The 26,181-nt window shown below is 41.3% G+C and carries 26 protein-coding genes and 1 pseudogene; 22 read left to right on the plus strand and 5 right to left on the minus strand.

The window, feature by feature from the left end:
* The first annotated feature begins 10 nt into the window (after nt 1-10).
* Together tssF and tssG are read left to right on the plus strand one after the other, a co-directional pair.
* On the plus strand, nt 11-1,759 hold the full coding sequence (gene tssF, locus R7E29_RS06900) for a type VI secretion system baseplate subunit TssF (protein ID WP_017633756.1): 1,749 nt from the start codon (nt 11-13) through the stop codon (nt 1,757-1,759).
* Entirely contained in the window at nt 1,756-2,754 is a 999-nt protein-coding gene (gene tssG / locus R7E29_RS06905) for a type VI secretion system baseplate subunit TssG (RefSeq protein WP_005373373.1), read from the plus strand. The genes tssF and tssG overlap by 4 nt, the downstream gene beginning before the upstream one ends.
* A 54-nt stretch (nt 2,755-2,808) precedes the next feature.
* Here tssG and R7E29_RS06910 read toward each other — a convergent pair whose 3' ends face one another.
* The 3 genes from R7E29_RS06910 to R7E29_RS06920 are packed head-to-tail and all read right to left on the minus strand — an operon-like array spanning nt 2,809 to nt 8,023.
* Nucleotides 2,809-3,261 (minus strand): Lrp/AsnC family transcriptional regulator, encoded by a 453-nt coding sequence (locus R7E29_RS06910; protein ID WP_005373369.1) that lies wholly within the window; start codon nt 3,259-3,261, stop codon nt 2,809-2,811.
* A 31-nt stretch (nt 3,262-3,292) separates the two neighbouring features.
* Nucleotides 3,293-6,682 carry a type VI secretion system membrane subunit TssM gene (gene tssM / locus R7E29_RS06915; protein WP_054576091.1) on the minus strand — a complete coding sequence of 1,130 codons (3,390 nt, stop codon included), beginning with the start codon at nt 6,680-6,682 and terminating at the stop codon, nt 3,293-3,295.
* A gap of 27 nt (nt 6,683-6,709) precedes the next feature.
* On the minus strand, nt 6,710-8,023 hold the full coding sequence (locus R7E29_RS06920; RefSeq protein WP_005386112.1) for a type VI secretion system ImpA family N-terminal domain-containing protein: 1,314 nt from the start codon (nt 8,021-8,023) through the stop codon (nt 6,710-6,712).
* 503 nt (nt 8,024-8,526) lie between these two features.
* Here R7E29_RS06920 and R7E29_RS06925 point away from each other — a divergent pair.
* From R7E29_RS06925 to R7E29_RS07005, 17 genes and pseudogenes are all read left to right on the plus strand, one after another.
* Nucleotides 8,527-9,126, plus strand: coding sequence for a hypothetical protein (locus tag R7E29_RS06925; protein ID WP_054574680.1), 600 nt, complete (start codon nt 8,527-8,529; stop codon nt 9,124-9,126).
* Nucleotides 9,127-9,135: 9 nt separating this feature from the next.
* Entirely contained in the window at nt 9,136-10,629 is a 1,494-nt protein-coding gene (locus tag R7E29_RS06930; RefSeq protein ID WP_054576089.1) for a type VI secretion system-associated FHA domain protein, read from the plus strand.
* Nucleotides 10,622-11,122, plus strand: a complete 501-nt coding sequence (gene tssJ / locus R7E29_RS06935; RefSeq protein WP_005386118.1) for a type VI secretion system lipoprotein TssJ — start codon at nt 10,622-10,624, stop codon at nt 11,120-11,122. The genes R7E29_RS06930 and tssJ overlap by 8 nt, the downstream gene beginning before the upstream one ends.
* Before the next feature lie 11 nt (nt 11,123-11,133).
* Entirely contained in the window at nt 11,134-12,459 is a 1,326-nt protein-coding gene (tssK, locus tag R7E29_RS06940; protein ID WP_054576088.1) for a type VI secretion system baseplate subunit TssK, read from the plus strand.
* Nucleotides 12,456-13,247 carry a type IVB secretion system protein IcmH/DotU gene (gene icmH / locus R7E29_RS06945; RefSeq protein WP_005373354.1) on the plus strand — a complete coding sequence of 264 codons (792 nt, stop codon included), beginning with the start codon at nt 12,456-12,458 and terminating at the stop codon, nt 13,245-13,247. The genes tssK and icmH overlap by 4 nt, the downstream gene beginning before the upstream one ends.
* Nucleotides 13,248-13,394: 147 nt before the next feature.
* On the plus strand, nt 13,395-14,882 hold the full coding sequence (locus tag R7E29_RS06950; RefSeq protein WP_081008329.1) for a PAAR-like domain-containing protein: 1,488 nt from the start codon (nt 13,395-13,397) through the stop codon (nt 14,880-14,882).
* Between the two features lie 14 nt (nt 14,883-14,896).
* Nucleotides 14,897-15,703: an AHH domain-containing protein gene (locus R7E29_RS06955; RefSeq protein ID WP_017633750.1), complete on the plus strand. Its 807-nt coding sequence runs from the start codon at nt 14,897-14,899 to the stop codon at nt 15,701-15,703.
* The gene (locus tag R7E29_RS06960; protein ID WP_053304698.1) at nt 15,700-16,269 is read left to right on the plus strand and encodes a hypothetical protein; all 570 of its coding nucleotides are present in this window, start codon (nt 15,700-15,702) and stop codon (nt 16,267-16,269) included. The genes R7E29_RS06955 and R7E29_RS06960 overlap by 4 nt, the downstream gene beginning before the upstream one ends.
* 50 nt (nt 16,270-16,319) lie before the next feature.
* Nucleotides 16,320-16,736 (plus strand): hypothetical protein, encoded by a 417-nt coding sequence (locus R7E29_RS06965; RefSeq protein WP_054576087.1) that lies wholly within the window; start codon nt 16,320-16,322, stop codon nt 16,734-16,736.
* A 116-nt stretch (nt 16,737-16,852) separates the two neighbouring features.
* Nucleotides 16,853-17,005 carry a hypothetical protein gene (locus tag R7E29_RS06970; protein ID WP_157632379.1) on the plus strand — a complete coding sequence of 51 codons (153 nt, stop codon included), beginning with the start codon at nt 16,853-16,855 and terminating at the stop codon, nt 17,003-17,005.
* Nucleotides 17,006-17,093: 88 nt separating this feature from the next.
* Nucleotides 17,094-17,665, plus strand: a pseudogene (locus R7E29_RS23060) (hypothetical protein).
* A gap of 9 nt (nt 17,666-17,674) precedes the next feature.
* A complete protein-coding gene (locus R7E29_RS06980) occupies nt 17,675-18,166 on the plus strand; it encodes a hypothetical protein (protein WP_017635715.1) in 492 nt (163 codons plus the stop codon).
* A 194-nt stretch (nt 18,167-18,360) separates the two neighbouring features.
* The gene (locus R7E29_RS06985; protein WP_230856627.1) at nt 18,361-18,822 is read left to right on the plus strand and encodes a hypothetical protein; all 462 of its coding nucleotides are present in this window, start codon (nt 18,361-18,363) and stop codon (nt 18,820-18,822) included.
* Nucleotides 18,819-19,109: a hypothetical protein gene (locus tag R7E29_RS06990; protein WP_054576086.1), complete on the plus strand. Its 291-nt coding sequence runs from the start codon at nt 18,819-18,821 to the stop codon at nt 19,107-19,109. Before R7E29_RS06985 ends, R7E29_RS06990 begins: the two co-directional genes overlap by 4 nt.
* 135 nt (nt 19,110-19,244) lie before the next feature.
* On the plus strand, nt 19,245-19,811 hold the full coding sequence (locus tag R7E29_RS06995; protein ID WP_017633713.1) for an imm11 family protein: 567 nt from the start codon (nt 19,245-19,247) through the stop codon (nt 19,809-19,811).
* A 21-nt stretch (nt 19,812-19,832) separates the two neighbouring features.
* Nucleotides 19,833-20,321: a hypothetical protein gene (locus R7E29_RS07000; protein ID WP_017633712.1), complete on the plus strand. Its 489-nt coding sequence runs from the start codon at nt 19,833-19,835 to the stop codon at nt 20,319-20,321.
* Between the two features lie 101 nt (nt 20,322-20,422).
* Nucleotides 20,423-20,833, plus strand: a complete 411-nt coding sequence (locus R7E29_RS07005) for a hypothetical protein (protein ID WP_017633710.1) — start codon at nt 20,423-20,425, stop codon at nt 20,831-20,833.
* A gap of 114 nt (nt 20,834-20,947) precedes the next feature.
* On the opposite strand, the gene R7E29_RS07010 is transcribed toward R7E29_RS07005, so the two are convergent.
* On the minus strand, nt 20,948-22,084 hold the full coding sequence (locus R7E29_RS07010) for a multidrug effflux MFS transporter (protein ID WP_053304701.1): 1,137 nt from the start codon (nt 22,082-22,084) through the stop codon (nt 20,948-20,950).
* Nucleotides 22,085-22,183: 99 nt separating this feature from the next.
* On the opposite strand from R7E29_RS07010, the gene R7E29_RS07015 reads away from it, so the two are divergent.
* Nucleotides 22,184-22,957: an AraC family transcriptional regulator gene (locus tag R7E29_RS07015; protein ID WP_054576085.1), complete on the plus strand. Its 774-nt coding sequence runs from the start codon at nt 22,184-22,186 to the stop codon at nt 22,955-22,957.
* 90 nt (nt 22,958-23,047) lie between these two features.
* Here R7E29_RS07015 and R7E29_RS07020 read toward each other — a convergent pair whose 3' ends face one another.
* The gene (locus R7E29_RS07020) at nt 23,048-23,956 is read right to left on the minus strand and encodes a LysR family transcriptional regulator (RefSeq protein WP_005373334.1); all 909 of its coding nucleotides are present in this window, start codon (nt 23,954-23,956) and stop codon (nt 23,048-23,050) included.
* A 135-nt stretch (nt 23,957-24,091) separates the two neighbouring features.
* Here R7E29_RS07020 and R7E29_RS07025 point away from each other — a divergent pair, with 135 nt between their 5' ends.
* On the plus strand, nt 24,092-24,811 hold the full coding sequence (locus tag R7E29_RS07025; RefSeq protein ID WP_054576084.1) for an SDR family oxidoreductase: 720 nt from the start codon (nt 24,092-24,094) through the stop codon (nt 24,809-24,811).
* A gap of 392 nt (nt 24,812-25,203) precedes the next feature.
* Nucleotides 25,204-26,139: a universal stress protein gene (locus R7E29_RS07030; protein WP_054576083.1), complete on the plus strand. Its 936-nt coding sequence runs from the start codon at nt 25,204-25,206 to the stop codon at nt 26,137-26,139.
* The last annotated feature ends 42 nt before the right edge of the window (nt 26,140-26,181 follow it).

Here is a 26,181-nt window from a genome sequence, read left to right on the forward strand (position 1 = left end):
TAGGTGCCACTTGAGTAACAGTAAATACTTTCAAGATGAACTCACGTATTTACGCGAGTCGGGTAGTGAGTTTGCCAAATATCATCCGAAGTTAACTCACTTTCTCTCTGAAGGAACTTTTGATCCAGATGTCGAACGATTGCTGGAAGGTTTTGCTTTTTTGACCGGACGCATCCGCGAAAAGATTGACGATGAACTTCCTGAGCTAACGCAATCTCTGATGACTTTGCTGTGGCCACATTACATGCGTTCGATCCCGTCTTTGTGCATTAGCGAACTAAAACCGCATACCGGAAGTGTTACTGAGAAAACCGTGGTGAAACGTGGTGCGGAAATGGCCAGCGAGCAGGTAGAAGGCACGCAGTGTTTGTTCCGTACTTGTTATGACGTCAATCTATACCCAATTACGATTACTAACATTGAACAAACTAACAGCCGCACCAGTTCGATGATTGATGTGACGTTATCGACGGAGCATGGCCTTGAGCTGTCTCGGATAGGTTTAGACACGCTGCGATTGCACCTGCATGGTGAGATTCATATTACTCGCACTGTCTTCTTATGGCTGTTCCGTTATCTAGATTACGTCGAGCTAGATGTTGGTGGTGGCTACAAACACCGCCTAGGGCCAGAATACGTTAAGCCAGTGGGGCATGAAGAAGACGAAGCGCTGCTGCCTTACAGTAAAAACTCCTTCGCAGGTTACCGCTTGCTGCAAGAATTCTTCTCTTTGCCAGATAAGTTCATGTTCTTCGACATCAAGGGTTTAGAGTGGTTAAAAGGCATTCCCCAACGCAGTACGGTCAAAATCAAATTCCACTTTAAGCGTGCTTTGCCTTCAGAAGTGGTGCTTAAAGATAAACACTTAAGGTTGCACTGCACACCTGCCGTCAACTTGTTTGAAAAAGACGGCGATCCAATCCGTTTAGAGCATCGACGAAACGAGTACAAGGTGCGTCCACAAAGTAACACTCAGGAGCATTACGAGGTTTATTCCATTGAGCAAGTGGAGAGCTGGAGTAAAGACGAGCGTCGCCGAAAACCACTGATTGAATTTGAATCGTTTGAGCACCAAATCAACCAGCGTGATAAGCGAGAGTTCTACAAATCCAAAGTGGGCGAGCGAGTAAGCGGAAGAGGGTTAGAGCGCTATATCTCATTCCATACTCACAATGGCGACATCGCGGATTTAGGGACTGAAACAGTATTGATGAAACTGCAATGCAGTAACGCGGACTTAGCGGAGCGCCTGTCAGTAGGAGACATCACGTACGCGACGCACAAATCGCCAACGTATGCGACGTTTAAAAACATTACTAAGCCAACACAGTCAGTAAGTCCTCAGGTTAATGGTGAGCTTCAATGGCAGTTGATTGCCAACATGTCGCTCAACTACTTGTCTTTGGCCAATATCGATGTGTTGAAAGTGTTGCTCTCGACTTATGATTTCCACTCTCGAGTCGATAGACAAGCCCACCGCGCGTCGATTCATCGACTTGATGGCATTATTTCTTCAGAGATGAAACCAATCGATCGCGTATTTCGTGGTGTATCTGTGCGTGGTAACCAATTCAAGCTCGTGACGGACTCTAAGTTCTTCGTAAATGAAGGCGATATGTTCCTTATGGCCACGGTATTGAATGAATTTATCCGTTTGTATTCGAGTGTGAACTCCTTTACCGAACTAGAGGTGTTCGATGAAGCGACGGGCGAGGTTTACAACTGGGCAAGCCTAATCGGGCAGCAGACGATACTATGATTAACACACTTTCTGATAAGTCGAATGAGTTTAGTTTCTACCAAGCGGTGTTGCTGTTAGAGAAACACTACCAGCTGGAGCCAAACTCAAATTTTGTTGCCGTGGGCGAGAACAAATACTTTCACCAAGAGCGAATTGAGTTCAGCGTGTCGCCAAACCTGTGCTTTCCAAAGAGTGATATGGACTTTATTACTCATATGGAAAGAAACGGACAGCAATATTCACGTATTGAGACGAACTTTCTTGGCTTGCATGGTTCAAGCTCGCCCCTACCTGCGTCTTACACTGAGAAACTCGTCGGTCGTGATCCCGATGATAACCCAGTGAAGGATTTCTTCGACTTTTTCCACAACCGCTATACAAGCTTACTGTATCGTGTTTGGAAGAAATACCGATATCACGTGCAGTACAAAAGCGGGGCAAGCGATGCGTTTTCTGGGCGCATACTGCATTTGGCTGGTCTCTCTAGCGTTATGCAAGATTGCGAAGTCGCGGAGTTAGATCGAGCGAAAGTTCTGTCTTACGTGAACCAGTTATCTACGCGTACACGTTCACCTAAGCTTATTTCCGGTATTGTTTCACACTACTTTTCACTGCCGAATGTGCGAATCGAAGAATGGGTTTATCGGCGGGTCGAGATTGCAGAAAGCCAACGCAACAAACTCAACCGCTCCAATTGTGTATTGGGGCAAAGCTTACACTTGGGACAAAGCATTGCGGATTTGAACGGCAAGTTTAACTTGTGTATCGACAACATCGATTTTGAAACGTTTAAGCAGTTTTCCTACGATGGTGAGTTACATAAGACGCTGGTGGGCTTGATGCGCTTTATTCTGCGTGACCCAATGTCGTGGGACCTAAAGTTGACAGTTAACTTAGACAGTATTCCAGAAAACAAACTGGGTAATGGAGAAGGGAACCAACTAGGTCAAACCTTCTGGCTTGGCAACCCAGGTGATAAAGACGCCAAAATTCGACTTATCGGAAGCATATAAGAAAGCCGCTCAACGAGCGGCCCTTTATGTTTTCCTCAAAGAGGTCAGAAAAGCTTAACGACTGATCGGCTGATGCAGTACAACGGTAGTATCAAGCCTTTGAATGCCGTTAAATGATTCAATTTCATTACAAAGATGATGAATAGACTGCAGGTCGGGCGCTTCAATTAGGGCAATAATATCAAAGTTGCCACCAACAACGCTCGTTAAGCGAACCTCAGGGATTTCTTTAAGTGCATTCGTTACATCATTCTTCTTACCCTTTTCACAAGAGATCAGTAGATAACTAGCGGCTTTTCGCCCTTCATTTTCTACACGAATCTGTGCGGTATAGCCTTTGATAATACCGGTCTTTTCTAAACGATTAATTCTTTCTGCTACTGCTGTTCGAGACAAACCAATGTTTCGGGATAGATTCGCAATCGACTCTCGCCCATTCGATAATAGACTTGAAAGTATTTTTCGATCTAATTTATCTAAACCTTGTAAAGTCATGTTTGAAATCATGTGTTCTGCCTATTTTGTTTTTATATTGTTATTAAATCGACTCTGGGAGCGTAAAGTTATACAGCTCAGCAAGAGTGAATGGGTTTTTCTGTGTCAACGGAGTGATGCGTAAGCTCAAGTCCCTCCCTGACACTTTTATGTCACTGACAAAGCTGCCGTTATGAGTGTTTGTCAAGGTCGAGTCACCTAGCAATCTGTATATCGCCCATTGACCACTCTTATTTAAAACGTGCTGTCTGCCTTCATCGGTTACATCCTGGAGTGTGATACTAATATTGAAGTCACCATTTTGCGGTGGCCATGCCATTTCACGAATGCGGCTTGGACCGTGGTAGTAACTTATATTGGTATCTGCAATTTTTAAGCTCGCTCTAATCGCACTAGAATCAAGATCGAGTACTCTTGCACTAAACGGAATATGAACGCGGTTAGTGCTTTTATTAATTAATGTGTCTCGAATAACGTTATAGTTACGCAGTTGCACTAACAGAGCCGGAGAGATTGGCATCGTCTCGCCATCCACCTGTTTTGGCGTCCACAAATTGGTATCGTAGAACGGTGCAAAATTTTTCTGAATAAATGTGTCTAACAAGCCACCTGAAGCAAACAGTAATTCAAAATCTTCAATTGAGATTTCCTCGGTCGCTGTTAGATCAAATGGGTATCGTCCCAGCCCTATCTCTTTAAACTTGGTGTAAATCTCGCTGTACCATTGGGTTTGAATGCCTTTAGCGGACTCTTTAATCATGACTGACCAGCTTTGTTGAACCACATCTAACAACCAGCTACGAACGGGTTCCGGTGATTTTTGGGCAATCTGTTTAAGTTTGATTAATGGGTCAGCTTCACTGCTGTTCATTCGATGCTGAGCTGCCGCTAGCGCCGCCATTTGCGGGTCAGGTGCATCAGCAATGTCTTTCATATACGTGCGAACACGGCTTAGCGCTGTTACGGTCTCATCCCAAGGAGTAGGGGAGTTTGGTGTTTCACTGACCTGAAGTTGGTTTAATAAGTGAAAAGCTTGTTCAACACGTTTCATCAACAAGTAATCAGGCTTAACTACTTCCTCTACTGCGTCTGATGCGGAGTCTGCCGCTGCCACGAGTTTCGGGTCTAGCTTTGAAATCAGAGCATTTTTTTCACCAACGGGTGAAAATTGTGTGTTGGCATAGACCTGCTTCAGTACGGTTGTCATTGGTGAAGAAGGGCCCGAGATTAAGTCTATCGCGTTCGTTAGATCGCCGACATTGTCATAGTTCTGGACTTTTAGTTCACTCAGCGCATTGCGCCAATTACTGATGTAGTCGTCAGTATATTTTTTACGTACTTCCTCTTTGAAGGCTTCTTGTTCTTCACTAGTAGGAATAACGTGTTGTGACAGACCTAAAACCCAGTTGTCACTGATGACTTGTTGTGACATTAGGTCCACGCGTGGTCGATAAAAAGTGCTAAAACCAGTGGAGGTATAGATCTTATCTACGATCAAGCGTTCGCTATCGATTGGTGTGTTGAACACATTGCTAAACTCAAAACCCACAGCTCGTTGCAGATCTAGGGTTCCTAAATCAATCGAATTTGCTTCGTTTAAAATGCCTGCATAAACGAGATCAACATTCGAATTTGCTAGCAATGAGCGACGTGTTGCGCGAACAAGATCCATATTGATATCAATTGGATCAAACTGTGTGCGAAAGTAAGCGTCCAAATAGCGCATCGCCTGATTGACGACGTCATTTTGGTTGCTCAAGTCGTTCATCATTTGGAGAGTTTGATGACGCAAAAAACGGATATCACGCTTTGTTGGATCGTTTAGCATTAGATACCCCTTCAATAGAGGTAAAGCGCGTGTAAAAGTGTTTTGATTTTGTGTCAGTTGTAGACGGTAACCTTTCTCAATGAGAGGTATCAACTGTTGAGCAACGTCCTTAAGTAATGCTTCGTAAGCGATGCGAGTGCTTTGATCCAAACGGCTAATGTTGAGTGGTAATATCTCTTCATCCAAAGCCTTAGAACCTTTAAGCCACGCCCCATAAGAAGGCTCTATTGCTTTCGTCGCCTTCGCTAAAAGCTCATCGAATCTTGCATCTTGCTCCACTTGTGATTTGTCATCGATACTCAAGAGTTGATTCATCACATGTAAGTTACTGTCTAATGTCGTGAAAAAGAAGTAACTGCCCCCAGTAAGCAGGATAATAGAGCCGAGTATTGCCAAACGGCTTTGTCTCTGAATTAGACGAAGATACGTCTTGTTTTCGCCCGCAAAGTCGCTTTCCGGCAATATTTGTGAATCAATCAGAAAGCGAGAGAAATAAGGCGTTTCTGTTAACTGAGTATGCTCTGACGCGATAATAGGTAAGTTGAAGTAATTACTACAACTTTTTGCAAGTAAATTGTACTTGCGACCGCCTTGCAGACTCGAACTAAAGAAAATCTCACGGATGTCTAGTGAATAGACACCGTTGTTAACATCACATAGACGCTCAAGCACATAGCTGACTTCAGACTGACATAGCTCAAACTGCTTAGGGAAAGCGAGTATTGCTTGTTTCTCATCAATGTCCGTTGAATTAGCGGATGCATCTAGCGCATTACTTTCAAGCACTCTCACTAGATTTCGATAGCTATCGCGGTAGTACTCTACAAATACACCTTTGGCTTCTTTTAGTGGGATAGAGAGGAACTCAACACGTGTCTTGAGAGAGCTAAAGTGCATGTATTCTTTAAAGCCGTCTAACTTGTCTAGCTTTGACATAATCAAATAGATTGGCAATGCTGAAGACGTTTTAGAGTTGATGGTACTCAAGCGCGCCAATAACGACGAAATGGTGTACTCTTTTTGCTCTGGCTCAGAGACGATCATGAACTCGAAATCGGTGAAGAATAGACACCCAGAAAATGGCTTTCGAGGTCGATGATGAATAACTTCTTCAATGAACGTATTCCATAAAGAAGCATCACTGCTTGATACTTCCTGGAACACTAAGCGTTGGTCTGGTTTGATGTACACAGCGCTGTCAGATTCGTACCATTCAAAAAAGTCATTCTTAGCGGTTCTAGTGCGATCCATCGGTTTAATTGCACTAGAATTAAATAAAAATTGACGTCGCCCTGACCCTTTATTACCAAGCATCAGGTAAATTGGTTTCTTGCCTGAGTTAGCAAGAAGAGGCTGGATAACCATAGAAAGTGCTTCTTCCTCGGTTTCCAAATGTTGAGCTTTAGCGTTGTTCTTTTTCTTCAACCATAATGTGAATTGAAAAGTGACGTAAACAATGGCGATAGCACCAAGGGTCAGCCAAAGATAAAGTTGATCGATTTCGTCAAGAAAAAGCAGATAAATAGTGGTGATAATTGCAACCACTAAAAACATCAATATAGTAGAAATCACCACTGGATTTTTAAACAGTTTTTGTTTGAACATAAGCCTAAAACTTCTTTAATTGTATTGTTATTTATTGTCAGTTTTTTCAGCTTGTAGCTGACTCAATTTATATAGGTAGATGTTCAGTAAAAGGGTTGCGCGGTCAATTTCCTTTTGCTGTGAATACTTTTCAGCGTATTCAATACGACCTAAAAGCGGGAATAACGAGTTACTGTATTCGTACGCCTTTTCAGAGTTCTTATCTACATTCTGTCTAGCTACGTTGGCAAACACCGTTCTTGCGTCTGAGAATCGCTTATAAACATCCATAAACTGGTCTTCTAAATGGGCGCTCTGTGTCAAAAAGTTTTGACGTAGCTGCTGTGCAGAAGACGAATCCGGATAGATTGCGATTAATTCATTGGTCAAGCTATCGAGCTCGCTGACGTTACTTACTTTTGCCGAGTCTAAAAACCAGTTATTCATCATAATATCGACACGATTAATGGCCTGCGTTTTCAATGACTGAGCATATTTTTTATTTTCGTAATCTAACGAGGCGACCAAATTTACAAGTTCATTAAGTGAAGCTTGATTAATTTTTTGCTCCAATGTTCGATAACGTTGTTGCTCGTACATGAAATGTGAACATATCGCAGTAACAATCAAACCAATAACGAAGTAGATCATAAATCGACCAGACTTTGCCGGTGATGCTTTCTCTTGGCTATTTAGGTTGGGTGATGACACCGGTGCGGGAGAGGGAGACACATTCACTTTAATTTCAGGTGCCTTCTGCGTTGCTGCAGGAGCGCTAGTGTTGGCTTGTTTTTTCTCGCGTAACTCAGCCGCAATTTGTTGTTCTTTTATCTGCTCAATCCATTGATTCAAAATACGGCGAATGCGACCTAATGACGGCGCTTCAATACCGTAATGAAGACGAAGCTCTTCCTCAATCCTCAAGCATAATTGATGTGCTGCCTCTATCAATGGAAGCTCTTCTGGTAACGCCCGATGCTTATTAATTCGTTTTTCAGTATGCTCTACCATCCATTCAATAGCGCTCATTCGTGCCTTTGACTTTGAATGCTCTGGATACGCGTTGAACCAATATACGACACACACATCAAGTATTGAGTTTAACCCTTCAACAAGGCCTCTTAAGCCGTCGTTATAGGTTGACGCAACGGTAAAGTAACAGCAACAACGTAGGTCTTTCGCTTGGGTACTCAAGATCTTTTTTGAGAGTGTTTGAACCGTTTTCCACGAGACTCTCCCTGTGACTTTATTCAGGTTGTTTATTTGACGTTTAATTTCGTCAAAATCCTCAGAACCATTAGGATTAGAGCCGCTTGGGTTATTTTCATCGATTGGTCTTCGAGCGAAGTCGGTAAAAAACATAAGGAAAGTTCCAACTGATCATATAGAAGTATTAAGTTATATAGGATTTCACTACTGTTATATTAAATTATAAGCAGTGCACATCTGCCGCAATTCTATAGACAAAATAAGCGGATTAGATAATAAAAATTCATTAAAAGAAATTAAATTACTTTTAGTGTGATCTTTGTTCATAATATTAATATCAATAGTTAAGTCTATTTATAAGAAGAAACTTATATATGAAGATAAGAACGTTGATTAAAAAGTAACTAAATTGTTATCGGAGATTACGTTTTGTTCAATTAGCAATCAAATTCTGTTACTTCTATTTAAATAGAAAGATTTACTGTCTCGTCACTTAATCTGTAGTCGGTTCTTTAGTTTTTGTTTGTAGGTAAAACAACCAACCTGATAGTTGAAATGTATTAAATTATAGGTGTTTTTTTAGGCTTATTGAAAAAGAGAATATAATTGATATCTTTCGCCTCTAAGTAGAATATCGGTTTTCCTAGAGGGACGAAATGCTAAAACCAAGTCAAATTGGGCTGATTTCAGCCATGTGTCTATTTTCTTCTGTTGCAATGGCAAAAGGGGAGCGATATGGACTCTCTACCAGTATGTTGACTATCGATAGCATTAAATACGATGAAGGTAAAAGTGGTGAGCAGGATACGCTTAGGTTCGGCTTGGTTCATACTCGTCCTATTGATGAAAACAATAACCGTTGGCGTTGGTGGTTAGGGCTAAACTATCTAGCAGAAGATATTGAAGCGCCAGCAAACGGCTTATATCAAGAAGCGACGAACTATGAACTTCGTGTTGTTCCTCAATATGCGTTGACTTCTTGGAGTGTTTTCACGCCATACGTTGGTGCGGGCTTGTCTGTCGGTTACTCGCAATATTCTAATCGCTGGCAAGTAGACCAAGAGGGCTATCGTTATGAGAGTGTTGAAGACATCGACCAGTTTGAGTTAGGTGCGGTTATGACCCTTGGTACTGCTATAAAGTTAGGCAGTAATCCTGACGCCCATATACAAATTATCCCGCAGGCCTCTTATATCCTTCCGGTTGTAAATGATGGAATTGGTGGGCTTGAACTATCAGTTTCTTTGCTCTTTTGAGGTTCGTAAATGTACTCAAATCAGCTAGTTTTATTTATCTCAAAGTGTCCAGAGGAATACACCGGTGCAAAGCATATTGAAATGCCTGAAAGTGGTGGTTCGATAGGTCGTTCCCCAAGCTGTAGCGTGTCTTTAGCCGATCACAACCGCTTTATATCGGGCACTCATTGTTTGCTCAGCGTGTATGGAGATACCTACTATATAAGTGACGTATCAACTAATGGCACAATGGTAAATGGGAATAAAATACTAAAAAATCAACCCGTTGCGATAGTTGATGGCGACATCATTTCTTTAGGGCAATATGAGATTGGTGTTTCTCTTGAGCACGTTACCTCAACACTAGACATCGCCGCTGATATTGCTCCTGAGCGAGTATCTAGCGATCCTCTGGTTAGTCTAGGAGATGCGGTTGTCGAAGAGGAAGAAAAAGTCGGTGCCTTAGAAGATTTGTTTATGGAGACTAAACAGGATGACATTGATTGTCATGATCCTGTTGCTCACCTTAACTTTTCGATGCAGCGAGATGACGATTACTTAATTCGTGATAATGAGCGTACAGAATCTGAACAACCTAGAACCGTGGAAAGCACGCGTCAGGTGGTCGATGACAGTTTCAGTATATATTCCGAATTCGATCAGCCAAGCCTAATCCCTGAAGACTGGATGGCTGCGGAAACCAAGAGTAACGCATCAGTCAATGATGCATTAGCGCCAGAAAGCGGTAAGGCACATAGAGCCGATATTGCCTCAGCTGAGGTGATGCAACCTGGCACAGTAGCCCCAGATAGCACGATTCAAAGACAACATCGTACGCCTAATGTTACTGAGATGGTCGTAGAGCAGGCTAACACAGGGTCAAAATGGGAAGAGATGACCCAATCTTTTACGCCTTCTCCTAACACTAATCAGCAACTTCAAATACCTACGGCAGAGCACGCGATAAACAGTACGACGAAAGCACAAGTCGATACTGATGCGGCCGTTTGCTCTCAAGATATAGCGCAAGCGTTTTTTGATGGTTTGGGTATTCGAAACTCAGAGTTGATGACAAACGAGGCGCAGTTATTCAAGCAAATGGGCACTTGCTTGCGTTTATGTATTGATAACCTACAGAAAGAGTTGCACGAAGTGGAATCGTTAAAAGATGAGCAGAGTGCGAGTGAGGCTAACTCGAACATTGCAGAGCTAATGCTCACTTTGAATAGTCAGCAATTACTGGCTCCAAATGAACTGGTTGAACAAATGCTCGATGAGCTGAACGACCACCAAGTTATGTTTAACAAAGCACTGAATGAGCTCATTTTAGAACAGTCAGAAACGAACGATCCCGTAGCATTTGCTAACAGGGTCACTAGCCAGTCTTTGTTCTCAACTAAGTCAAAGCTGTGGACCGAATACCTAGATTTCTACACTAATAATCGTCGCCTGCTTAATGAAACATCCTTAAAAGGGCTGATTAAGAAAAACTATAACAAAGTGATTAAGGGAAACCATGCGTAGTATCGCCGTATTACTCGGATTTGCCATGTTGTCCGGTTGTTCCATGTGGGATCAATTTAAAGAGTCCACTGGTATCACACCAGAAACTTCGTCGATTGAATTGGTTATTGAGGCATCACCTGTACTCAATGTAAGAAATGGGGGCCAGTCATCTCCAGTTATTCTCCGTCTTCACGAATTAAGTTCGCCAGTATTGTTCCGAAGCTTAGATTTCTTTGCCTTGTTTGAGAGCGATAAAGCGTCGTTGGGTGATGAGTACATCAAACGTTACGAATATCAAATACAGCCAGGTGGAAAAGTTCATGAAATGCTAACGCTAGACCCTGACACTCGTGCCGTCGGTTTTTCAGTGGCTTTTCGTGATATTGATGGTTCGTCATGGCGAAAAGTGGAAGTTATTGAAGAGAAGAGCGAGTACTACATCAAGCTCAAGTTAGAGGGCAGTGAGTTAATTTCTGATAACACTCGCGGCATTGAACAGGTTTACTTTTAAGGGATAGAAACATGTCTTTATACAATCCAGTTGTTTGGCAAGATGGAATGTTCATGAAGCCGCAGCATTTTCAACAACTCGATCGTTCGCAAAGTAAACTATCGAGCCTACTGAGTGCCAATGCATCGCCTTTGCATTGGGGAGTTAAACGTTTAGAAATCAACTCTCAGTTACTAGCACTGGGTAAAATCGGTATTACTCGTGCTGAAGGTATTTTACAAGACCGGACACCATTTGAGCTTCCGTTGCTTGCCGAGCTGCCTGAAGTGAAAGATGTAGATCCTTCGATTGCCGATAAAGTCGTTTATTTGTGCTGTCCGTTACCATCGGAACGTTCTGAGTTGTTTGGTACCAAAAAAGACGGTGCGCGCTATACGATGGAATCTCAAGAAGCGGTTGACGCTTGTTATGATTCGGAAGACATGGCAAATATCGTCGTCGGTAAGCTTAACTTTTGCTTAATGTACGATCATGAAGATAAGAGTGCTTATACGTCTGTTCCGATCTTAAAGATCTCAGAAGTGAAGCCTGATGGCAGCGTGATCTTAGATGATAGTTTCATTCCTACCTGTATCGATATTCATGCGTCGACAGTACTGAGTAAATTTGCGACCGAGTTTGCTTCTATGTTGAAGCATCGCGCGGAATCGATAGTTCAGCGATTAGGGGTGGTGGATCAACAAGGCGTATCATCGGTTTCTGACTTTATGCTATTGCAAGCGCTCAACCGATACGAACCCTTGTTTTGGCATTTCGCAAGCACAGAAGCTGTGCATCCTGAGTCTTTGTATCGAATTCTTCTTCAGGCAGAAGGTGAGCTTTCGACGCTGTGCTCAACGACACGCCGACCTATTGAGTTTACGAAGTACAATCATGGTGATCTTACTAGCTGTCTTTCTCGTGTCCTAGACAGTGCAAAAATGACATTGAGCGTGATGTCTGAGCAAAGAGCAATTCCACTGACCTTAAAAGATCAGAACTATGGCATCAGAACGGCAGCAATCCCTGACAATAAGATCATTGATACGACAACCTTTATCCTCGCAGTTAAAGCCGACGTGACCTTGGATGTTCTGCATACCCAGTTTGTCAGCCAAACGAAGATCGGTTCTATCGATAACATACGTGACTTGATTAACCTTCAACTGCCTGGGATTGAGATCAAACCAATGCCAGTTGTGCCACGCGCGCTGCCGTATCACGCTGGCTACACCTATTTCGAGCTCGATAAAACGGGCGAAGAGTGGATGGCATTGAAGAACACTGCTGCGATTGCGATTCACGTTGCGGGCGATTTCGCTAACTTATCATTGCAACTTTGGGCCGTTCGTCTATGAGTTACGCAGAAACCGACGTCACCGTAGTCTTATTCCAACCAGAGCCTGGCAAACCAATGGAGGTAATGCCAGCGCCTGACTTGTCGAGAAACATCGCAGTACAAGATCTATCTATCGATAACATGGGTATTAACCCGCTAGTGGACCAGTTCTCATGGTTGATCGCTAGTCTGTCTTGTATGTCTTCGATCCCTTGGCTTGATGACCCGATGCCATTTCGTGAACAAGTGGCACGTGAGATTCGAAAAGGTGAACGAAAACTTAATGAAATGGAGCTCGATCGTGCTTCGGTTCTTGTTATTCGTTACTGCTTGTGTGCGGCGATTGATGAATCTGTTTGTCGGCAAGAGTGGGGGGCAAATAGTCACTGGAGCCAGAACAGCTTACTGTCTGAATTCCATAACGAAACATCTGGTGGTGACAAGTTTTTCGTTATTCTCGACCGCTTAAAAGCCGACCCTCGCAAATACCGTCACGTTATAGAGTTTCTCTATTTATTGCTTCAACTTGGTTTCCAAGGCAAGTACGGCCGTGAAGAGCGTGGTAATGAAAAGTTAGCGGAAATTGGCAGCACCATTTATCGATTAGTGCGAGATGACCGCCTAGCAGAACAAGAAAAAGTTTCTTTAATCAACCTTAAAGCTAAATACCTAAAGAAGCCGTTAAAAAGGGTAATTTCACCCAAGCTGATCTTGAGTCTTAGTGCGATGACGTTTGCGCTTATGTATGCGGCAACCTACATCGTCATAGACTTAAAATTTCAGCAACTGCTTGAAATGTATAGATAACCAGAGATCTAAAATGAGATCTTCTGCCAGTTTTAGGGCTTATTGTGAATATCACTGGTCTTTTAGTGAAATTCACTAGTTATTTAGAGAGATTGCAGTTTGCGATCTCTTTTATCATTCAATCAATAAAATTCAAATGGATTGGTTATGGGCGTAACAGTTGGTGCGAATGGACTTTCGATAGTTCATAAAGGCTCAGGTGGTGAAGCGAATGCAACGCTCCCAGATGTTTGTTTAACTAAGGTCGGCAAGCCAGTCGTCCCTATCCCTTATGGCAACAATGCTAAATCAGCAGACCTTGCTGGTGGGACTACGACAGTCTCTATGGATGGCGGTAACAGTGTCGCTATCAAGGGCAGTACGTTCTCAAAAAGTACCGGCGATGCGGGCGGTGACAGAAAAGGCGTTGCCTCAGGCACGATAGAAGCCGAAGCAAAATTCATTTCAGCCTCACCAACGGTTAAATTTGAAGGTAAGGGCGTATGTCGTCTGTCCGATCAAATGACCATGAACAAAGCCAACACTATGTGTTTGGGTGGCGCACAAAACCCATCGGTTTCTGTGACTGAAGAGCAGGAAGGGACGTATACGGTTGATTTGTACCTCTCTTACTCAGACGGCGAACCCGTTCAAGGCGCAACTTACACTCTCACAGATCAATCTGGCGCCGTATTTGAAGGAACATTAGACAACAACGGTAAAGCATCGGTTGGTGGTGTTGCTCCGGGTGAGTTTGCCATAGAGTATGGTGAGGACAGTCGCGATTTTATGCCAAATGTTCCAACCAAGACTAACCCGAACTTTGATCCAAGTGCAAACGCGCAGCTAATTATTGAAGAAGCTAAGCGTGGAGAAGTCGGTTTCTGGGAGAATGCGTGGAAGAGAATGTCTGGTGCTGCAAGCTGGGTTTGGGGCGTTATTCTTGGTGACTTTAACGATGATGCCTCCGTAGAACAGATCATTGCCAATACGGCCCTGACCATGATCCCTGTTGTCGATCAAGCAGCAGATGTCCGCGATTTATCAGCGAACATTATGACGTTGTTGAATGAGGAAGAACGTGAAAAGTCGGAAAACTGGCTAGCTCTTTCATTAACGCTTATCGGTTGTGTCCCGACATTTGGTAGTGCAGTCAAAGGCACTTGTAAAGTTGCGTTAAAAGGCGGTAAAGGAACATCAAAAGATACTTTGCTTGCTGTTTTAAGAGGCATGGGTAAAGGCGATCCAGAAAAATTCCTACGCACGTTAGATTGGATGGATTATGCAAAACAGACCAGCCAGATTGTTAGCGATGTTCTAAAACCTTGCATTGAAGTGGCAACTGAGTTGGCTTCATACGCAAACAGAATGGGTGCAGATGAGCTCGGTACGTATTTCTTGAAATTAGCGGATGAGGTAAAAATCATCGATAAGATGGTACCGGATAAGCTTAAAGAAGCGATGGGCGAGTTTGATGACCTTTTTGCTCGAATTTTAGGTAAGAGTGAGAAAACTTACCCAGCAAAAGTAAAACATAATACTGGCGAGTCTGCACAGTCAGGAAAGAGTTCTGCGAAGGCAAATGAGGACAAAGATAAAAAAGACTTTGTCTGTCCCGTTTGTAAGAAAAAACCAGAAAAATGTGATGCTTATTAGGGGTCAATACCATCATGGCTAAAAACTCAACTGCAAAAACACATAGTCTTATAAAAGGTTCAGGGCCTGCTTTAGCAAAAGCAATTAAATCTAAGCACTATAAGTCGGGCTTCAATGAACATTTATGGGCGGATGGACGTTTGAAGGGGGATGACGGACAGTTCGGACTTCAGGCTCACCACATCATAACAACTAAAAACTTAGATACTCCAGAGTGGAAAAAATACAGAGAAGCATATGAGTATGATATAAACACCTGGAAAAATGGGGTAATGTTCCCTTCCAAAACGGATATCGCTTGTCAAGTCAATACACACGTCCATAAGTCTGGCCATGGTGGAGGTTTGGACTTCAAGACCGAGCAAGAACAGTTTTGGGAAACAAGTTCAGATCTTGAAAGTGGTGAACTTACATCAATTCCGGTAACAAAGGTTCCTGACCCCGTAGCATCTAAGTTGCGGCTGGATGATATAAAGTATATAAAGTCAGTTAATCGAGATATTAAAGGTGTAAAAGAAAGTGCAAGAAGAGGCTATTATTGCAAATCAGGGAATAAAAGGCACTTTCAGTCTGATTTAGACGACGTCTCTGAAGACGTTTTAGTGTGTTTAGATAGCTTTTTATATACAATTTCGACTTTTGGTCATGATTACTCTCCGGCAAGTGACATAGGTTGTGCAGGCGAGAGTAATATAGAAAGCAAGAATAAATCAAGAAGCGCATGCCCAAGTAGATCTTCCAAGCTACCGGAAGAAAAACACAATATAAAGAATGTAAAAGGTAAGACTATGAAACCTAGAAAACTTGAGGTTGGAAAATGAGTGAATATTTTTTTGCAAGAGAGTGTGTCAATTCCCCAATTTATTGTTTTCCAGATGAATACATCGATTCCGTGCCCTTAACGAGTTTTACTTACCCTAAAGCACCTGTTCCCTTGATAGTCGAATTTCTTCCACAAGATGATTATGAAATCCCAGATATACTTGAAATGCCAAATTTCTCGATTAAGAAAAATGAATTTTCGAAATTAGATTTTAATAACATTTTTGGGGTTAATTGGGTCGATATTAAACTTCATGATAAAGGCGAACATGATTTTCTTATGCTACAAGTTGTCAACGAGATTAAGTTGATTGATAGATCTGAAAGTAAGATCAAGAGGTACCGAAAGGATTCTAATGGTGATGAGATGATTAGTGGTATTCTTAATCTTATATTAGATGAAAAACTAATTCAGACTATACCAGTAGATAGAAGACAGATAGTGATAGATCCTGGTTGGTTGAAGTGTGTTTTTTTCCATAAAAGTTTAGTTGAAAAAATAAAAAATTCTAAGCTAGTCGGTGTGGAATTTATACCGGCAGACGGCTATTCAGACTTTAGATAGATGAAATTAAATTTAAATGACTTTTATGTAAATAACAATCCTAAAGTAATATGTATATTAAGTTTATTAAAGAAAATTTAAGCAATATTCTACCAGAAAAAAGACCAGGTATGGTTTTTTCTAACCCTGACTTGTTTATTATTTTTGACAATACTATCCGATTCGTAATTTGGGAAGAAATTTTAGAAAAGTTAAATGAATTTTGGTTAGAAGGAAAAGATACTTGGGATAGTCATTTTGATTTTGGTAGTAATCCCGACGATTATGATAGACAGTTTGATGATTATAAAACAATTGAACTTTTACAATTCCCAGCCCTGACAGATTTAGAAGTAGAAGAAAAATATGCTTTTGTTTTTAACGAGAATAATGAATTATATATTAGTGAGAACTTCGTTAAAGACTTGAAGTCAGCTGGATGTGTCGATGTATGGTATGATACCACAGCTCCATATGGCCGTTATTAGACTGCCAGCATTGAAAAGCGTCTCATGGCGCTTTTTCTTTAATACTACGATTGAAGCACCGCTGATGCCTGTTGAATTAAAGAACAAGAATAAAATAAGAACGTCAGAAGTTGTAAATGAGCGATTATTACTTTGCTAGAGAAATTGTTGAAACACCACTTTATGATTTTCCGGATGAATTTTCTTATTCGGTTCCATCCAACGTATTAACATATCCTAATCAGCCAATTCCGCTTGTAAAAAGGTTTGCTCCTACAGAAGATTATTGATGTGTTTTTAATTCCTTCACTAGTAATATCGCCTTATGAGTGTAAGAGAGCAAAGCAAGATAATTACCAAACAATAAAGAGGTATAAGATGGAGTTTTCGGTAATCTCTGAGGACTATATGAGAAGTTCAACGGTATTCCAATGTGTGGATGATCGTGAATTTCTATATAGTACAAATAATTTTCACCCAACGAGTTCGGAGAGTCCAATAAGATGGGAGGATAAAATGTAACTTCCTCCATGGTTCACCCCATTTCGGACAATGGTGACATATGTGTTACTAAAGAATTTGCAGATCTTGTAATGAGCTTTGATCCTTATGGTGTAGAGTTTTATCCAGCATCACTATCGACTAAAGATGGAGTCATCACCGATCGATATATACTAGCTCTGAATAACATTCAAGACGTTGTCGACTTTGAACGAAGTGTTGTAGAAGTATCACCAAACAATGGGGACCTGATCGTCCACCGATTGTTTCTAAGCCCAGAGAAAATTTTAAAGATCCCCTTCCATAAACGGGTGGTTTATAGGGCTAAAGGAGCTGATACTGCAGTATTTTTCGCTCCAGAAATCTATGATTTGATTAGTAATGATTCAAGATTTTCTCTAGTTAGGAAAATGAAGAAGAATACATCTATGCGTGCACCTAAATTTTAGGGGAAAATAATGAAAGAAGACTATATTATTTTAACAAAGCAAAACTTAACTAACTTCCCATTCCAGCAAACCCCTAAACCAATAGTGCCAGTAGAGCCTGATCTGCTTTTGGAAATGACTTTTTCTCCGAAGCTATTTATCATCAGTGATATTGCGTCAAAAGTAGAGAAACTGGTCGTACACGGAGTAGAGTGGTTAGACGCTCGCGTGGATTGTTCTCCAAGCCAGCCATCTGATGATGAAATTAAAGTTTACGAAGATTATCGTATGCCTTACATACATCAAACTTATAAATTGACGGATAAAGAAAAACAATATGGCAAGTTGAACTGGTTAGATATCGAGTCAACAGAGTTTGATTTCTCTAAATTAGAAAATATCCCCTTAGAAGAACGATTGATATTTAAACTAGAAGAAGATTTTGGCTTAGTTTTCATTCACAAAAGTGTGATTGACCTTCTTAAAAAAGACGTCAAGGACGTTTGGGTTAGGGATGTATAATAAGCGCCGAAAGGCGCTTTTTTGAGCACGTAACTTCAATTTATGTAATGTGTTGAGTATTTTGTAAGAGGAAACGCAAGCTGAACGCTTAGCCTTCTTTTTATTATTTGTTTAAGAAGCATGGTGTGATACCAATTAGTGAAGAATATTATGTGTTATCAAATGACTACACAAAGGTGAATTTTGTAGTAAACATGGAAGATGAACGTGGATTTAGTTTGTTAATGGATAAAGCGATATCTACAACCATGCATGTTAACTTTGAGTGTATTAGCTTAAAGAATTTCAGCGCTATCGATGCTCCGTTTGATGTTTCTGTCAACACTGAGATATTGTTTGACCTGGATTTTCTTGCAGTATTATCAGAATTAATGCTATACAAAAACTCACTTGTTCCTGCTAAGATCAAAGAGAAAGAGTTTGTTTATCTTCATTGTTATAATATTATCGATATAGAGAATGAAGTTAAGGGGTTTAACTTTGATCTATTATCAGAAATACCCGTCGAGGAAAGGTTGGTATTCAAACCCTCTTATGGTTCTATCGTTGTTTTTTTTCATAAATCAATTATAGAGAAAATCAACTCTGTTAAGAGTTTTTCATATGCAAAGTATCAAAAGGCTTCCGATTGGTCAGTTGAATGGGAAATGTCATGAATTATACAGAGCATAAAATTGATGACCTAGTTAGCTTGTATAATTATAAAATCCGACTTGTTAAAGTTGAGCCGGATATATCCCAAACATACGGATTAAGTATTTTTATAAGTGATTATGTTAAAAGGAAAATACGTTATATTGATGCTCTTAATTTAACTGAGGGTGTTATATCAATCCGTTATTTTAAGACAGATTATTTTTTGTCTGGTTATTATAAGTTGGAACCAATATTACGAGATGAAAGTTCGTTTTTTACAAATGAAGAAGGGCATGTTTTTTTCTAAAGACTTATATGAAGATCTATTTAAAAATAAATTTTATGTTTTGATCGATTTTTTAGTATCTAGTATAACTGATCGTGTTTGTACTGGTTGTCAACCTTGTTTACGTAATGAAATTAGGAGCTTTCTACGTTTAAAATGCAAATAACATACTTAAATGAGGACTTTAACGAGGGTGAATCATTATTTACTTCCGTTGATATTCGGTCGTCTTTCTATGATGATAATGATTTCACTCCTACTTCTTGTAAAAGTGAGATTGTGTGGAAAGATGATGATATCTATGAAATTGAAGCATTAGATTTAATCAAAGGTGGCGCTTTTAATGTCACTAAGCCTATTGCTGAACTAATTATGAGTTTCGACCCATACGGTGTTGAAGTTTATCCCGCAAAATTAACCTGTTCCGGAGACGGAGTGTTAACTGAGCGCTACATAATAGCAGTAGATAACTTAGTAGATGTCGTTGATTATGATAAAAGCATAAAAGTGACTGACGTAACTACTCGTTTTTACTTATCTGATGAAAAGATCAAGGAACTTCCGGATAGCAAGAGGCATGTTTTTAAACCTGTCGGAATGACAAAAACGTTCTTCTCAATCGAGTTGTTTGAAGCGCTTGTCCGTTTAGATGAGGAGGGTAAAATAAACACTAGTATCGTTGCCTTTTCATTTGATACATCCGAAGAGACGCCCCGAGTCTAGTGTAAGTAGGTAAATATAATAATGACTAACTACATAGTTTTATCTAAACAATCTTTGACTGACTTCCCATTCCAGCAAAGCCCTAAGCCAATAGTGCCAGTTGAGCCTGATTTACTGCTTGAAATGACCTTTTCTCCAAAGTTATTTATCATCAGCGATATTGCGTCAAAAGTGGAGAAACTGGTCGTACACGGAGTAGAGTGGTTAGACGCTCGTGTCGATTGTTCTCCAGGCCAACCAACAGATGATCAAATTAAAGTTTACGAAGATTATCGAATGCCTTACATCCATCAAACTTATAAATTGACGGACAAAGAAAAACAATACGGCAAGTTAAACTGGTTAGACATCGAGTCAACGGAGTTTGATTTCTCTAAATTAGAAAATATTCCCTTAGAAGAACGATTAATATTTAAACTAGAAGAAGACTTTGGATTAGTTTTTATTCACCAGAGTGTGATTGACCTTCTTAAGAAAGACGTCAAAGACGTTTGGGTAAGGGATGTATAATTAATAGCGCCGAAAGGCGCTTTTTATTTTCTTTAAAATAAAGTATGGTCTCCCTCCTTTTAAAGTGGTAAGTGTTGAATAATTCAACAGTGGTTAGGTAAATGAATAAAATAACTAAACTCGCTTTGACTTTGTCCGTATTGACATCTGTTGTTGGGTGTCAACTGGTCTCAAATACGCCGATGCAATCGACAGCAACGAACGAAATAATTGAAAAAGCAAAGGCAGAGTTTGATGGACAACGTTTTTATAAGTTGAATGAATATGATGAAGAAATCAACGTTTCAGATGACGGGGTCATTACCTTCAAGTCTTACTTACCACGCAGCGGCGGCTATGAATGGGTACCAATTGTGATACGCGATACTAGTTTTCGTGTTTCTTGCGATTATTTCAGTGAATATGTTGAAGCTGGAATGGTTGTTCAGGTTCAGTTTGTAGGTAAACGCGGGCGCATTGAAAATTACGACAAGCAACGTTGTGAAGAGTTTGGCGAGCCAACATGGCAATAAGATCTATGGATAATTAAAGCGCCGACAGGCGCTTTTTATTTACGTTTGAGTTAACCGTTAGAAAAGATGTAGACCAATCTTCGGAAGATTAGGCAAGCAATGCGTAGTATCTGGTCACAAGTTGGTATGAACTTGCCTTTTAGAAAACGCTAATAAAATCGCTAAACAGCTACATGCTAATAGAACGACACCTAAGTTTTGTGCTGTTCCAGCCATCGCTAGTCCCGTCCCGATCATGATGTAGTACATGAGCCCAAATAAAGCGCCTGCGCTACCTACCTGTTGTTTATAATCAACGAGTGCGTCACTGAGTATATTGGGTATCGCAATCCCATAAGACATGACGACTAACACCATTGGAGCAACAAACCAGATTGATTGGCTCAGAATCAACACACCGACTGATCCCAAACTAAGCAATACTGCTGAGAGCCAAAGTAGTTGGCTTTTTCGAACATTTTTAGACACTAGGGATTTGTTTAAATAACTCCCAAGCAGAGTGCCTAACCCCAGTACCATGCCACTGTATCCAAATTGTTCGGAGTTATACCCAAGTGCTGAGAAAGTAAATGCGCCAAGCTGGTAATAAGAAAATAGAGCAATGTTATACAAAGCAACCAATAATCCTGAGCGCCAAATTCGCGCGTCTCTTACCATTTCCCAGCTAAGTTGATGCAACCGCACTGGTGTCTGTTCCTTCTGTGTTTCAGGAAGCTTAATAACGTTATAAGCGAGTAATACTAACGCGATTAAAAACAAGGCAAAAAACACATAACGGTATCCACCGAACGCTGTAAGCTGCCCACCTAATAGCATGCCAACTACCGGGCTGATTGATATGCCCATCCCCATTAAGCTGAAGACTTTACTCAGTTCTTGGCCGTCAAACGCGTCACGAAGCATGGTCTGTGTGACAACGGATCCTACCGCGATACCAAATGCGCTTAGGGCTCGCGCGGTCATGACAACAGCAAAGCTTTCGGTTTGAGTTGCGAGTAAAGATGCGCAACCATAGATAAAGAGCCCAATAAGCATGGTGGGCCTTCTTCCCAGTTTATCTGCGAGAACTCCCCAAACTACAACGCCAATGGCAAAAGCTAGGAAGTAAATCGACAATGTTTGGGCTGCTTGTGCGTGGTTTACATCAAATGATAGAGCGATTGAGCTCAACGCTGGGCTATAAATAGTTTCTACAATTTGCGGAAACATCAACATAACCAGCATGAGCCATAAAGAGGGCTTAGTATTCATATTGTTACCCATCGTTAATGAAGTTGGCGGGCAGTATAAATGAGGCTATGATTGATCTAATAACAACATAAAAACCAAATACATCAACATTCGGACAAAATGGCGCTTATTAACGAAAAAACACAATTTGATGCAGACAAGATTACTAATTATGTAGTGGGAATTGCTGCTGATATTGGCAAGCACGACTCAGGTATGCATATGCACAAGAAAGGGCAGTTATTGTACGCACCTCAAGGTTGTATGAGTTTTGCTCTGGAAGACTCGATTTGTATTTTGCCACCGACAAAGGCGGTTTGGATCCCACCTAATACGCCGCATCGCGCACTAATGACGAATGTGGTGGCGTATCGATCTTTGTATTTTGATTGTGAGGAGTTTGCCTGTCCGAGTAAGATCACGATGATAGAAGTGAATAATTTGCTCCAAGCTCTTATTGATAAAATGTCATTTTGGGAGTGGGATAAGCCTAGCAGCGAGATGGTAAATACGACGGCGCTTTTTTGGGAGGAGTTTTATGCTGCGAAACGTTATTCGTTTCAGTTGCCTTTGCCATCGCATCGGCGCTTAACAACGTTTCGTCGAGAGTTGGTTGAACCTTCATTTCTAGCTCCTTCGCTTACTACTCTTGCAAGCAAAGTTGGGGCAAGCACCAAGACGGTAACACGATTATTTAAGTCGGAAACGGGCATGAATTATCAAGATTGGCGGCAACAGTGGAGGCTTTTAAAAGCAGTTGAATTGTTATCAACGGGAATGCCAGTCAGCGCAGTTGCCGATTGGCTGGATTTTTCGTCAGACAGTGCTTTTATTGCATTTTTCAAAAAGCAAACTGGACAAACACCTCTGACGTTTATGAAAACCAAGCCTTAAGCGTCAAAATGCTCACACTCTTTCTAGAACAAACCCCAGGTTCGCAGGCTCAGCCTATAAAACATACATAGACAGGTACCAACATGCAGGTTACTTGTCTTTACTCTGCAGTTTGCGAAAGTATTGCGTGGTAAAATCAACAAAGGCTCGGATGCGTTTTGGTTGATGTCGGTCGTGATGATAAAGGAGTGAAAATTCCACACTCGGAATGCTCCAATTGGTAAACACTTCTTTTAGCTTGCCTGTCTGGAGTTCTTGTTGACAATAAAGTGCTGGCACACGGATGATGCCATTTCCCGCCAAGGCTGCTTTTATCATTACTCTGCCACTCTTACATCGTAACTGTCCACGTATCTGGTGTTCCGTTGACTGCTTTGTATTCGTGTTCTCAAATGCCCACCGTGTCACACTACCTGTCAAACAAACGTGTTTTTCTAAGTCCTTTGGATGCGAAGGATAGCCATATGTTTCTAAATAGTTTGGGCTTGCGTATGTCCCCATTTCCACATCGATCAGTTTGCGAGCGATAAAGTTGGAGTCGTCTAACTTTCCCATTCGAAAAGCGATATCGAATTCATCCGCGATTAAATCGACACGATGGCTACTAAAATCTAAGTTAATGCTCACTTGTGGGTGTTGGATTAGAAACTGAGCAACGATATCTGCGACAACGTCTTCTCCTAAATAGCCCCCCACACAGTTGATACGAATGTCACCTCTTAAGTCTTCTACATCATCAACCACTGCCATAACAGCTTGATCAATATTGTGAAGGGCAGTTTCACACTGTTTATACAGAACCTTGCCTGCTTCGGTGAGGTTCAGTGTTCGAGTGGTCCTTTGTAGCAAAGTGACACCAATCTGTTGCTCCAGATTTGTTATTTGACGTGAAACGTGTGAGCGAGAAACGCCAAGTTGCTCTGCTGCTTTCGTGAAGTTTCCTAGTTGAGCGATTAGGACGAAAGAGCGAATATCCGCAAGGTTGATGTGTGTTTGCATGATGATTTCTTCATAATTCAAAAAAGTATTGTTGCAGTATAACAACAGTGTTTCAACTAGGTCGGTATATATCAACAAACAAAGTTTTCTTAAACTTACCGCCACTGATGTAAACCGTTCGATTAAGGATTCAAAATGAAAAAGTTAATTGTTATTACAGGCGCTAGTTCAGGCATTGGTGAAGCGATTGCACGTCACTTCAGTGAACAGGGCCATGCTCTTCTTTTGTTAGCAAGACGTGTAGAACGTTTGGAAGCATTAAACTTACCAAATACGCTTTGTGAAAAGGTAGATGTGACCGACAAAGCTTCTTTTGAGGCTGCAATTGAGAAAGCTGAAGCGTTGTATGGTCCGGTAGATGCACTTGTAAATAACGCAGGCGTTATGCTTCTAGGTCAGATAGATACTCAGGAAGCATCGGAGTGGAAGCGCATGTTTGATGTGAACGTAATTGGTTTGCTCAATGGCATGCAGTCCGTCCTAGCACCTATGAAAGCACGTAACAGTGGTACGATCATTAACATCAGCTCTGTCGCGGGCAAGAAAACATTCCCTGATCATGCTGCTTATTGCGGTACCAAATTTGCGGTTCATGCTATTTCTGAAAACGTACGTGAAGAAGTTGCGTCATCGAATGTTCGCGTTACGACGATTGCACCTGGTGCAGTGGAAACGGAATTACTTTCACATACAACGTCTCAAGATATTAAAGATGGTTATGACGCCTGGAAGGTGGATATGGGCGGTGTGTTGGCAGCAGACGACATTGCACGCGCAGTGCTGTTTGCTTATCAGCAACCGCAAGGTGTATGTGTTCGTGAAATTGCTTTGGCACCGACAAAACAACAACCTTAACATTGAGTTACGGCGATTTTAGGTCACTAAAGCCGTAAAACTTTGCATATCGATTCGTGATTGAGATGGCATCTTTAAACTAAGTTGCGTGAAAATTTAGGTCATCCATTTAAATCCGGACACTAAGTGTGTTATTGCTTATACCCAAGTTACTCAAGGTGAGAAAAAACTTTGAGTAATTTGGGTTTTTATTTGGTCTCAATTTAGGTAGCGGAATTTATTTAGGTCGAAGGCGATAGTTGTGAAGAAAGGAGAGTGTGACGTAAAACAAAATGAAGCAATATCCGTCTCTTAATGAGAATTGATTTCATCAACGTCACAAGCCGTTACAATTATCCGTTAGGTATTATACTTTGTGGGTGGTTAATATTTAACCAAACAAGGAGGTGTGTATGAAACGATTCGCAAACATACTTTTTGCAACACAAGGATTGCCAGGCCATAGTGACGCCCTCGAACAAGCGATGAGGATTGCATCTAGCAACAAAGTGCCTGTCTCAGGGCTAATAGCGTGTCCTGATTTCCCAACAGACATGATCCAGTATCAGCAAAGTTATGAGCAATCGCTGCAAGACTCCCTCAAACAAAGTATTCACGAATACAGACAGAAGCTGGGACTCTCTGAAGAGGATCTCGCATTTCCTCTTACTGTGAAAAGCAGTGAAAAGCCCGCTGTCTGTATTATTCAAGAAGCATTAGCTGATAACAAAGATCTCATCATCAAAGAAGCTGAACCGCTCGGTGAAGGTGTTGAGGGTTTCAAAGCTATTGATATGACTCTGTTACGAAAATGCCCTTGTCCGCTTTGGTTGCACCGACCAATTGATAAGCCAAGAGATAAGCGCCGTGTTGCTGTGGCTATCGACCCATTAACGGCAAGCGATGAACAGCACTCATTAGCCGTGCGTTTACTCGAATTATCGCGTTCGATAGCCGACACCTGCGATAGTCGTTTACACGTGATTTCTTGCTGGGAGTATTACTTAGAAAACTACCTTAATGGTAACGCTTGGATTCAAGTCGATGATGCTGAGTTGAAACATGAACTCGACAAAGCAAAAGCCGATCATAAACAAGCTCTGCAACAGCTGTTGGAGGAGTCTGGGATTACAGGTGAAATTGTGATTCACCACCTGCATGGAAAACCCGACGAAAAGATTCCAGATTACGTAGAGAGTATTGAGGTAGACGTGCTGGTAATGGGAACCTTAGCGAGAACTGGTATATCTGGCTATGTCATTGGTAATACGGCTGAAAATATTTTGCAATCGATTAACTGTAGTTTGGTCGCTCTTAAGCCCGATGGCTTTGTCTCACCGATTCAGTAATTGGGGTGTAACAAAGTTGGGTTTAAGTGATGTTTTAGGTAA

Source organism: Vibrio sp. Vb1729 (assembly GCF_033338655.1).
In the GTDB taxonomy this organism is placed as follows: Bacteria; Pseudomonadota; Gammaproteobacteria; order Enterobacterales; family Vibrionaceae; genus Vibrio; species Vibrio alginolyticus.

Coding starts and splice junctions, on each gene's coding strand:
- tssM (WP_054576091.1), bottom strand. CDS start 6,682: ATGTTCAAACAAAAACTGTTTAAAAATCCAGTGGTGATTTCTACTATA.
- R7E29_RS07020 (WP_005373334.1), bottom strand. CDS start 23,956: ATGCAAACACACATCAACCTTGCGGATATTCGCTCTTTCGTCCTAATC.
- R7E29_RS06980 (WP_017635715.1), top strand. CDS start 17,675: ATGAAAGAAGACTATATTATTTTAACAAAGCAAAACTTAACTAACTTC.
- R7E29_RS06995 (WP_017633713.1), top strand. CDS start 19,245: ATGCAAATAACATACTTAAATGAGGACTTTAACGAGGGTGAATCATTA.
- R7E29_RS06990 (WP_054576086.1), top strand. CDS start 18,819: ATGAATTATACAGAGCATAAAATTGATGACCTAGTTAGCTTGTATAAT.
- R7E29_RS06965 (WP_054576087.1), top strand. CDS start 16,320: ATGTATATTAAGTTTATTAAAGAAAATTTAAGCAATATTCTACCAGAA.
- icmH (WP_005373354.1), top strand. CDS start 12,456: ATGAGTTACGCAGAAACCGACGTCACCGTAGTCTTATTCCAACCAGAG.
- tssG (WP_005373373.1), top strand. CDS start 1,756: ATGATTAACACACTTTCTGATAAGTCGAATGAGTTTAGTTTCTACCAA.
- R7E29_RS07005 (WP_017633710.1), top strand. CDS start 20,423: ATGAATAAAATAACTAAACTCGCTTTGACTTTGTCCGTATTGACATCT.
- R7E29_RS06920 (WP_005386112.1), bottom strand. CDS start 8,023: ATGTTTTTTACCGACTTCGCTCGAAGACCAATCGATGAAAATAACCCA.
- R7E29_RS06910 (WP_005373369.1), bottom strand. CDS start 3,261: ATGATTTCAAACATGACTTTACAAGGTTTAGATAAATTAGATCGAAAA.
- R7E29_RS06925 (WP_054574680.1), top strand. CDS start 8,527: ATGCTAAAACCAAGTCAAATTGGGCTGATTTCAGCCATGTGTCTATTT.
- tssJ (WP_005386118.1), top strand. CDS start 10,622: ATGCGTAGTATCGCCGTATTACTCGGATTTGCCATGTTGTCCGGTTGT.
- R7E29_RS06950 (WP_081008329.1), top strand. CDS start 13,395: ATGGGCGTAACAGTTGGTGCGAATGGACTTTCGATAGTTCATAAAGGC.
- R7E29_RS06960 (WP_053304698.1), top strand. CDS start 15,700: ATGAGTGAATATTTTTTTGCAAGAGAGTGTGTCAATTCCCCAATTTAT.
- R7E29_RS07025 (WP_054576084.1), top strand. CDS start 24,092: ATGAAAAAGTTAATTGTTATTACAGGCGCTAGTTCAGGCATTGGTGAA.
- R7E29_RS07030 (WP_054576083.1), top strand. CDS start 25,204: ATGAAACGATTCGCAAACATACTTTTTGCAACACAAGGATTGCCAGGC.
- R7E29_RS06955 (WP_017633750.1), top strand. CDS start 14,897: ATGGCTAAAAACTCAACTGCAAAAACACATAGTCTTATAAAAGGTTCA.
- tssK (WP_054576088.1), top strand. CDS start 11,134: ATGTCTTTATACAATCCAGTTGTTTGGCAAGATGGAATGTTCATGAAG.
- R7E29_RS07010 (WP_053304701.1), bottom strand. CDS start 22,084: ATGAATACTAAGCCCTCTTTATGGCTCATGCTGGTTATGTTGATGTTT.
- R7E29_RS07000 (WP_017633712.1), top strand. CDS start 19,833: ATGACTAACTACATAGTTTTATCTAAACAATCTTTGACTGACTTCCCA.
- R7E29_RS06985 (WP_230856627.1), top strand. CDS start 18,361: ATGGAAGATGAACGTGGATTTAGTTTGTTAATGGATAAAGCGATATCT.
- R7E29_RS06970 (WP_157632379.1), top strand. CDS start 16,853: ATGAGCGATTATTACTTTGCTAGAGAAATTGTTGAAACACCACTTTAT.
- R7E29_RS07015 (WP_054576085.1), top strand. CDS start 22,184: ATGGCGCTTATTAACGAAAAAACACAATTTGATGCAGACAAGATTACT.
- R7E29_RS06930 (WP_054576089.1), top strand. CDS start 9,136: ATGTACTCAAATCAGCTAGTTTTATTTATCTCAAAGTGTCCAGAGGAA.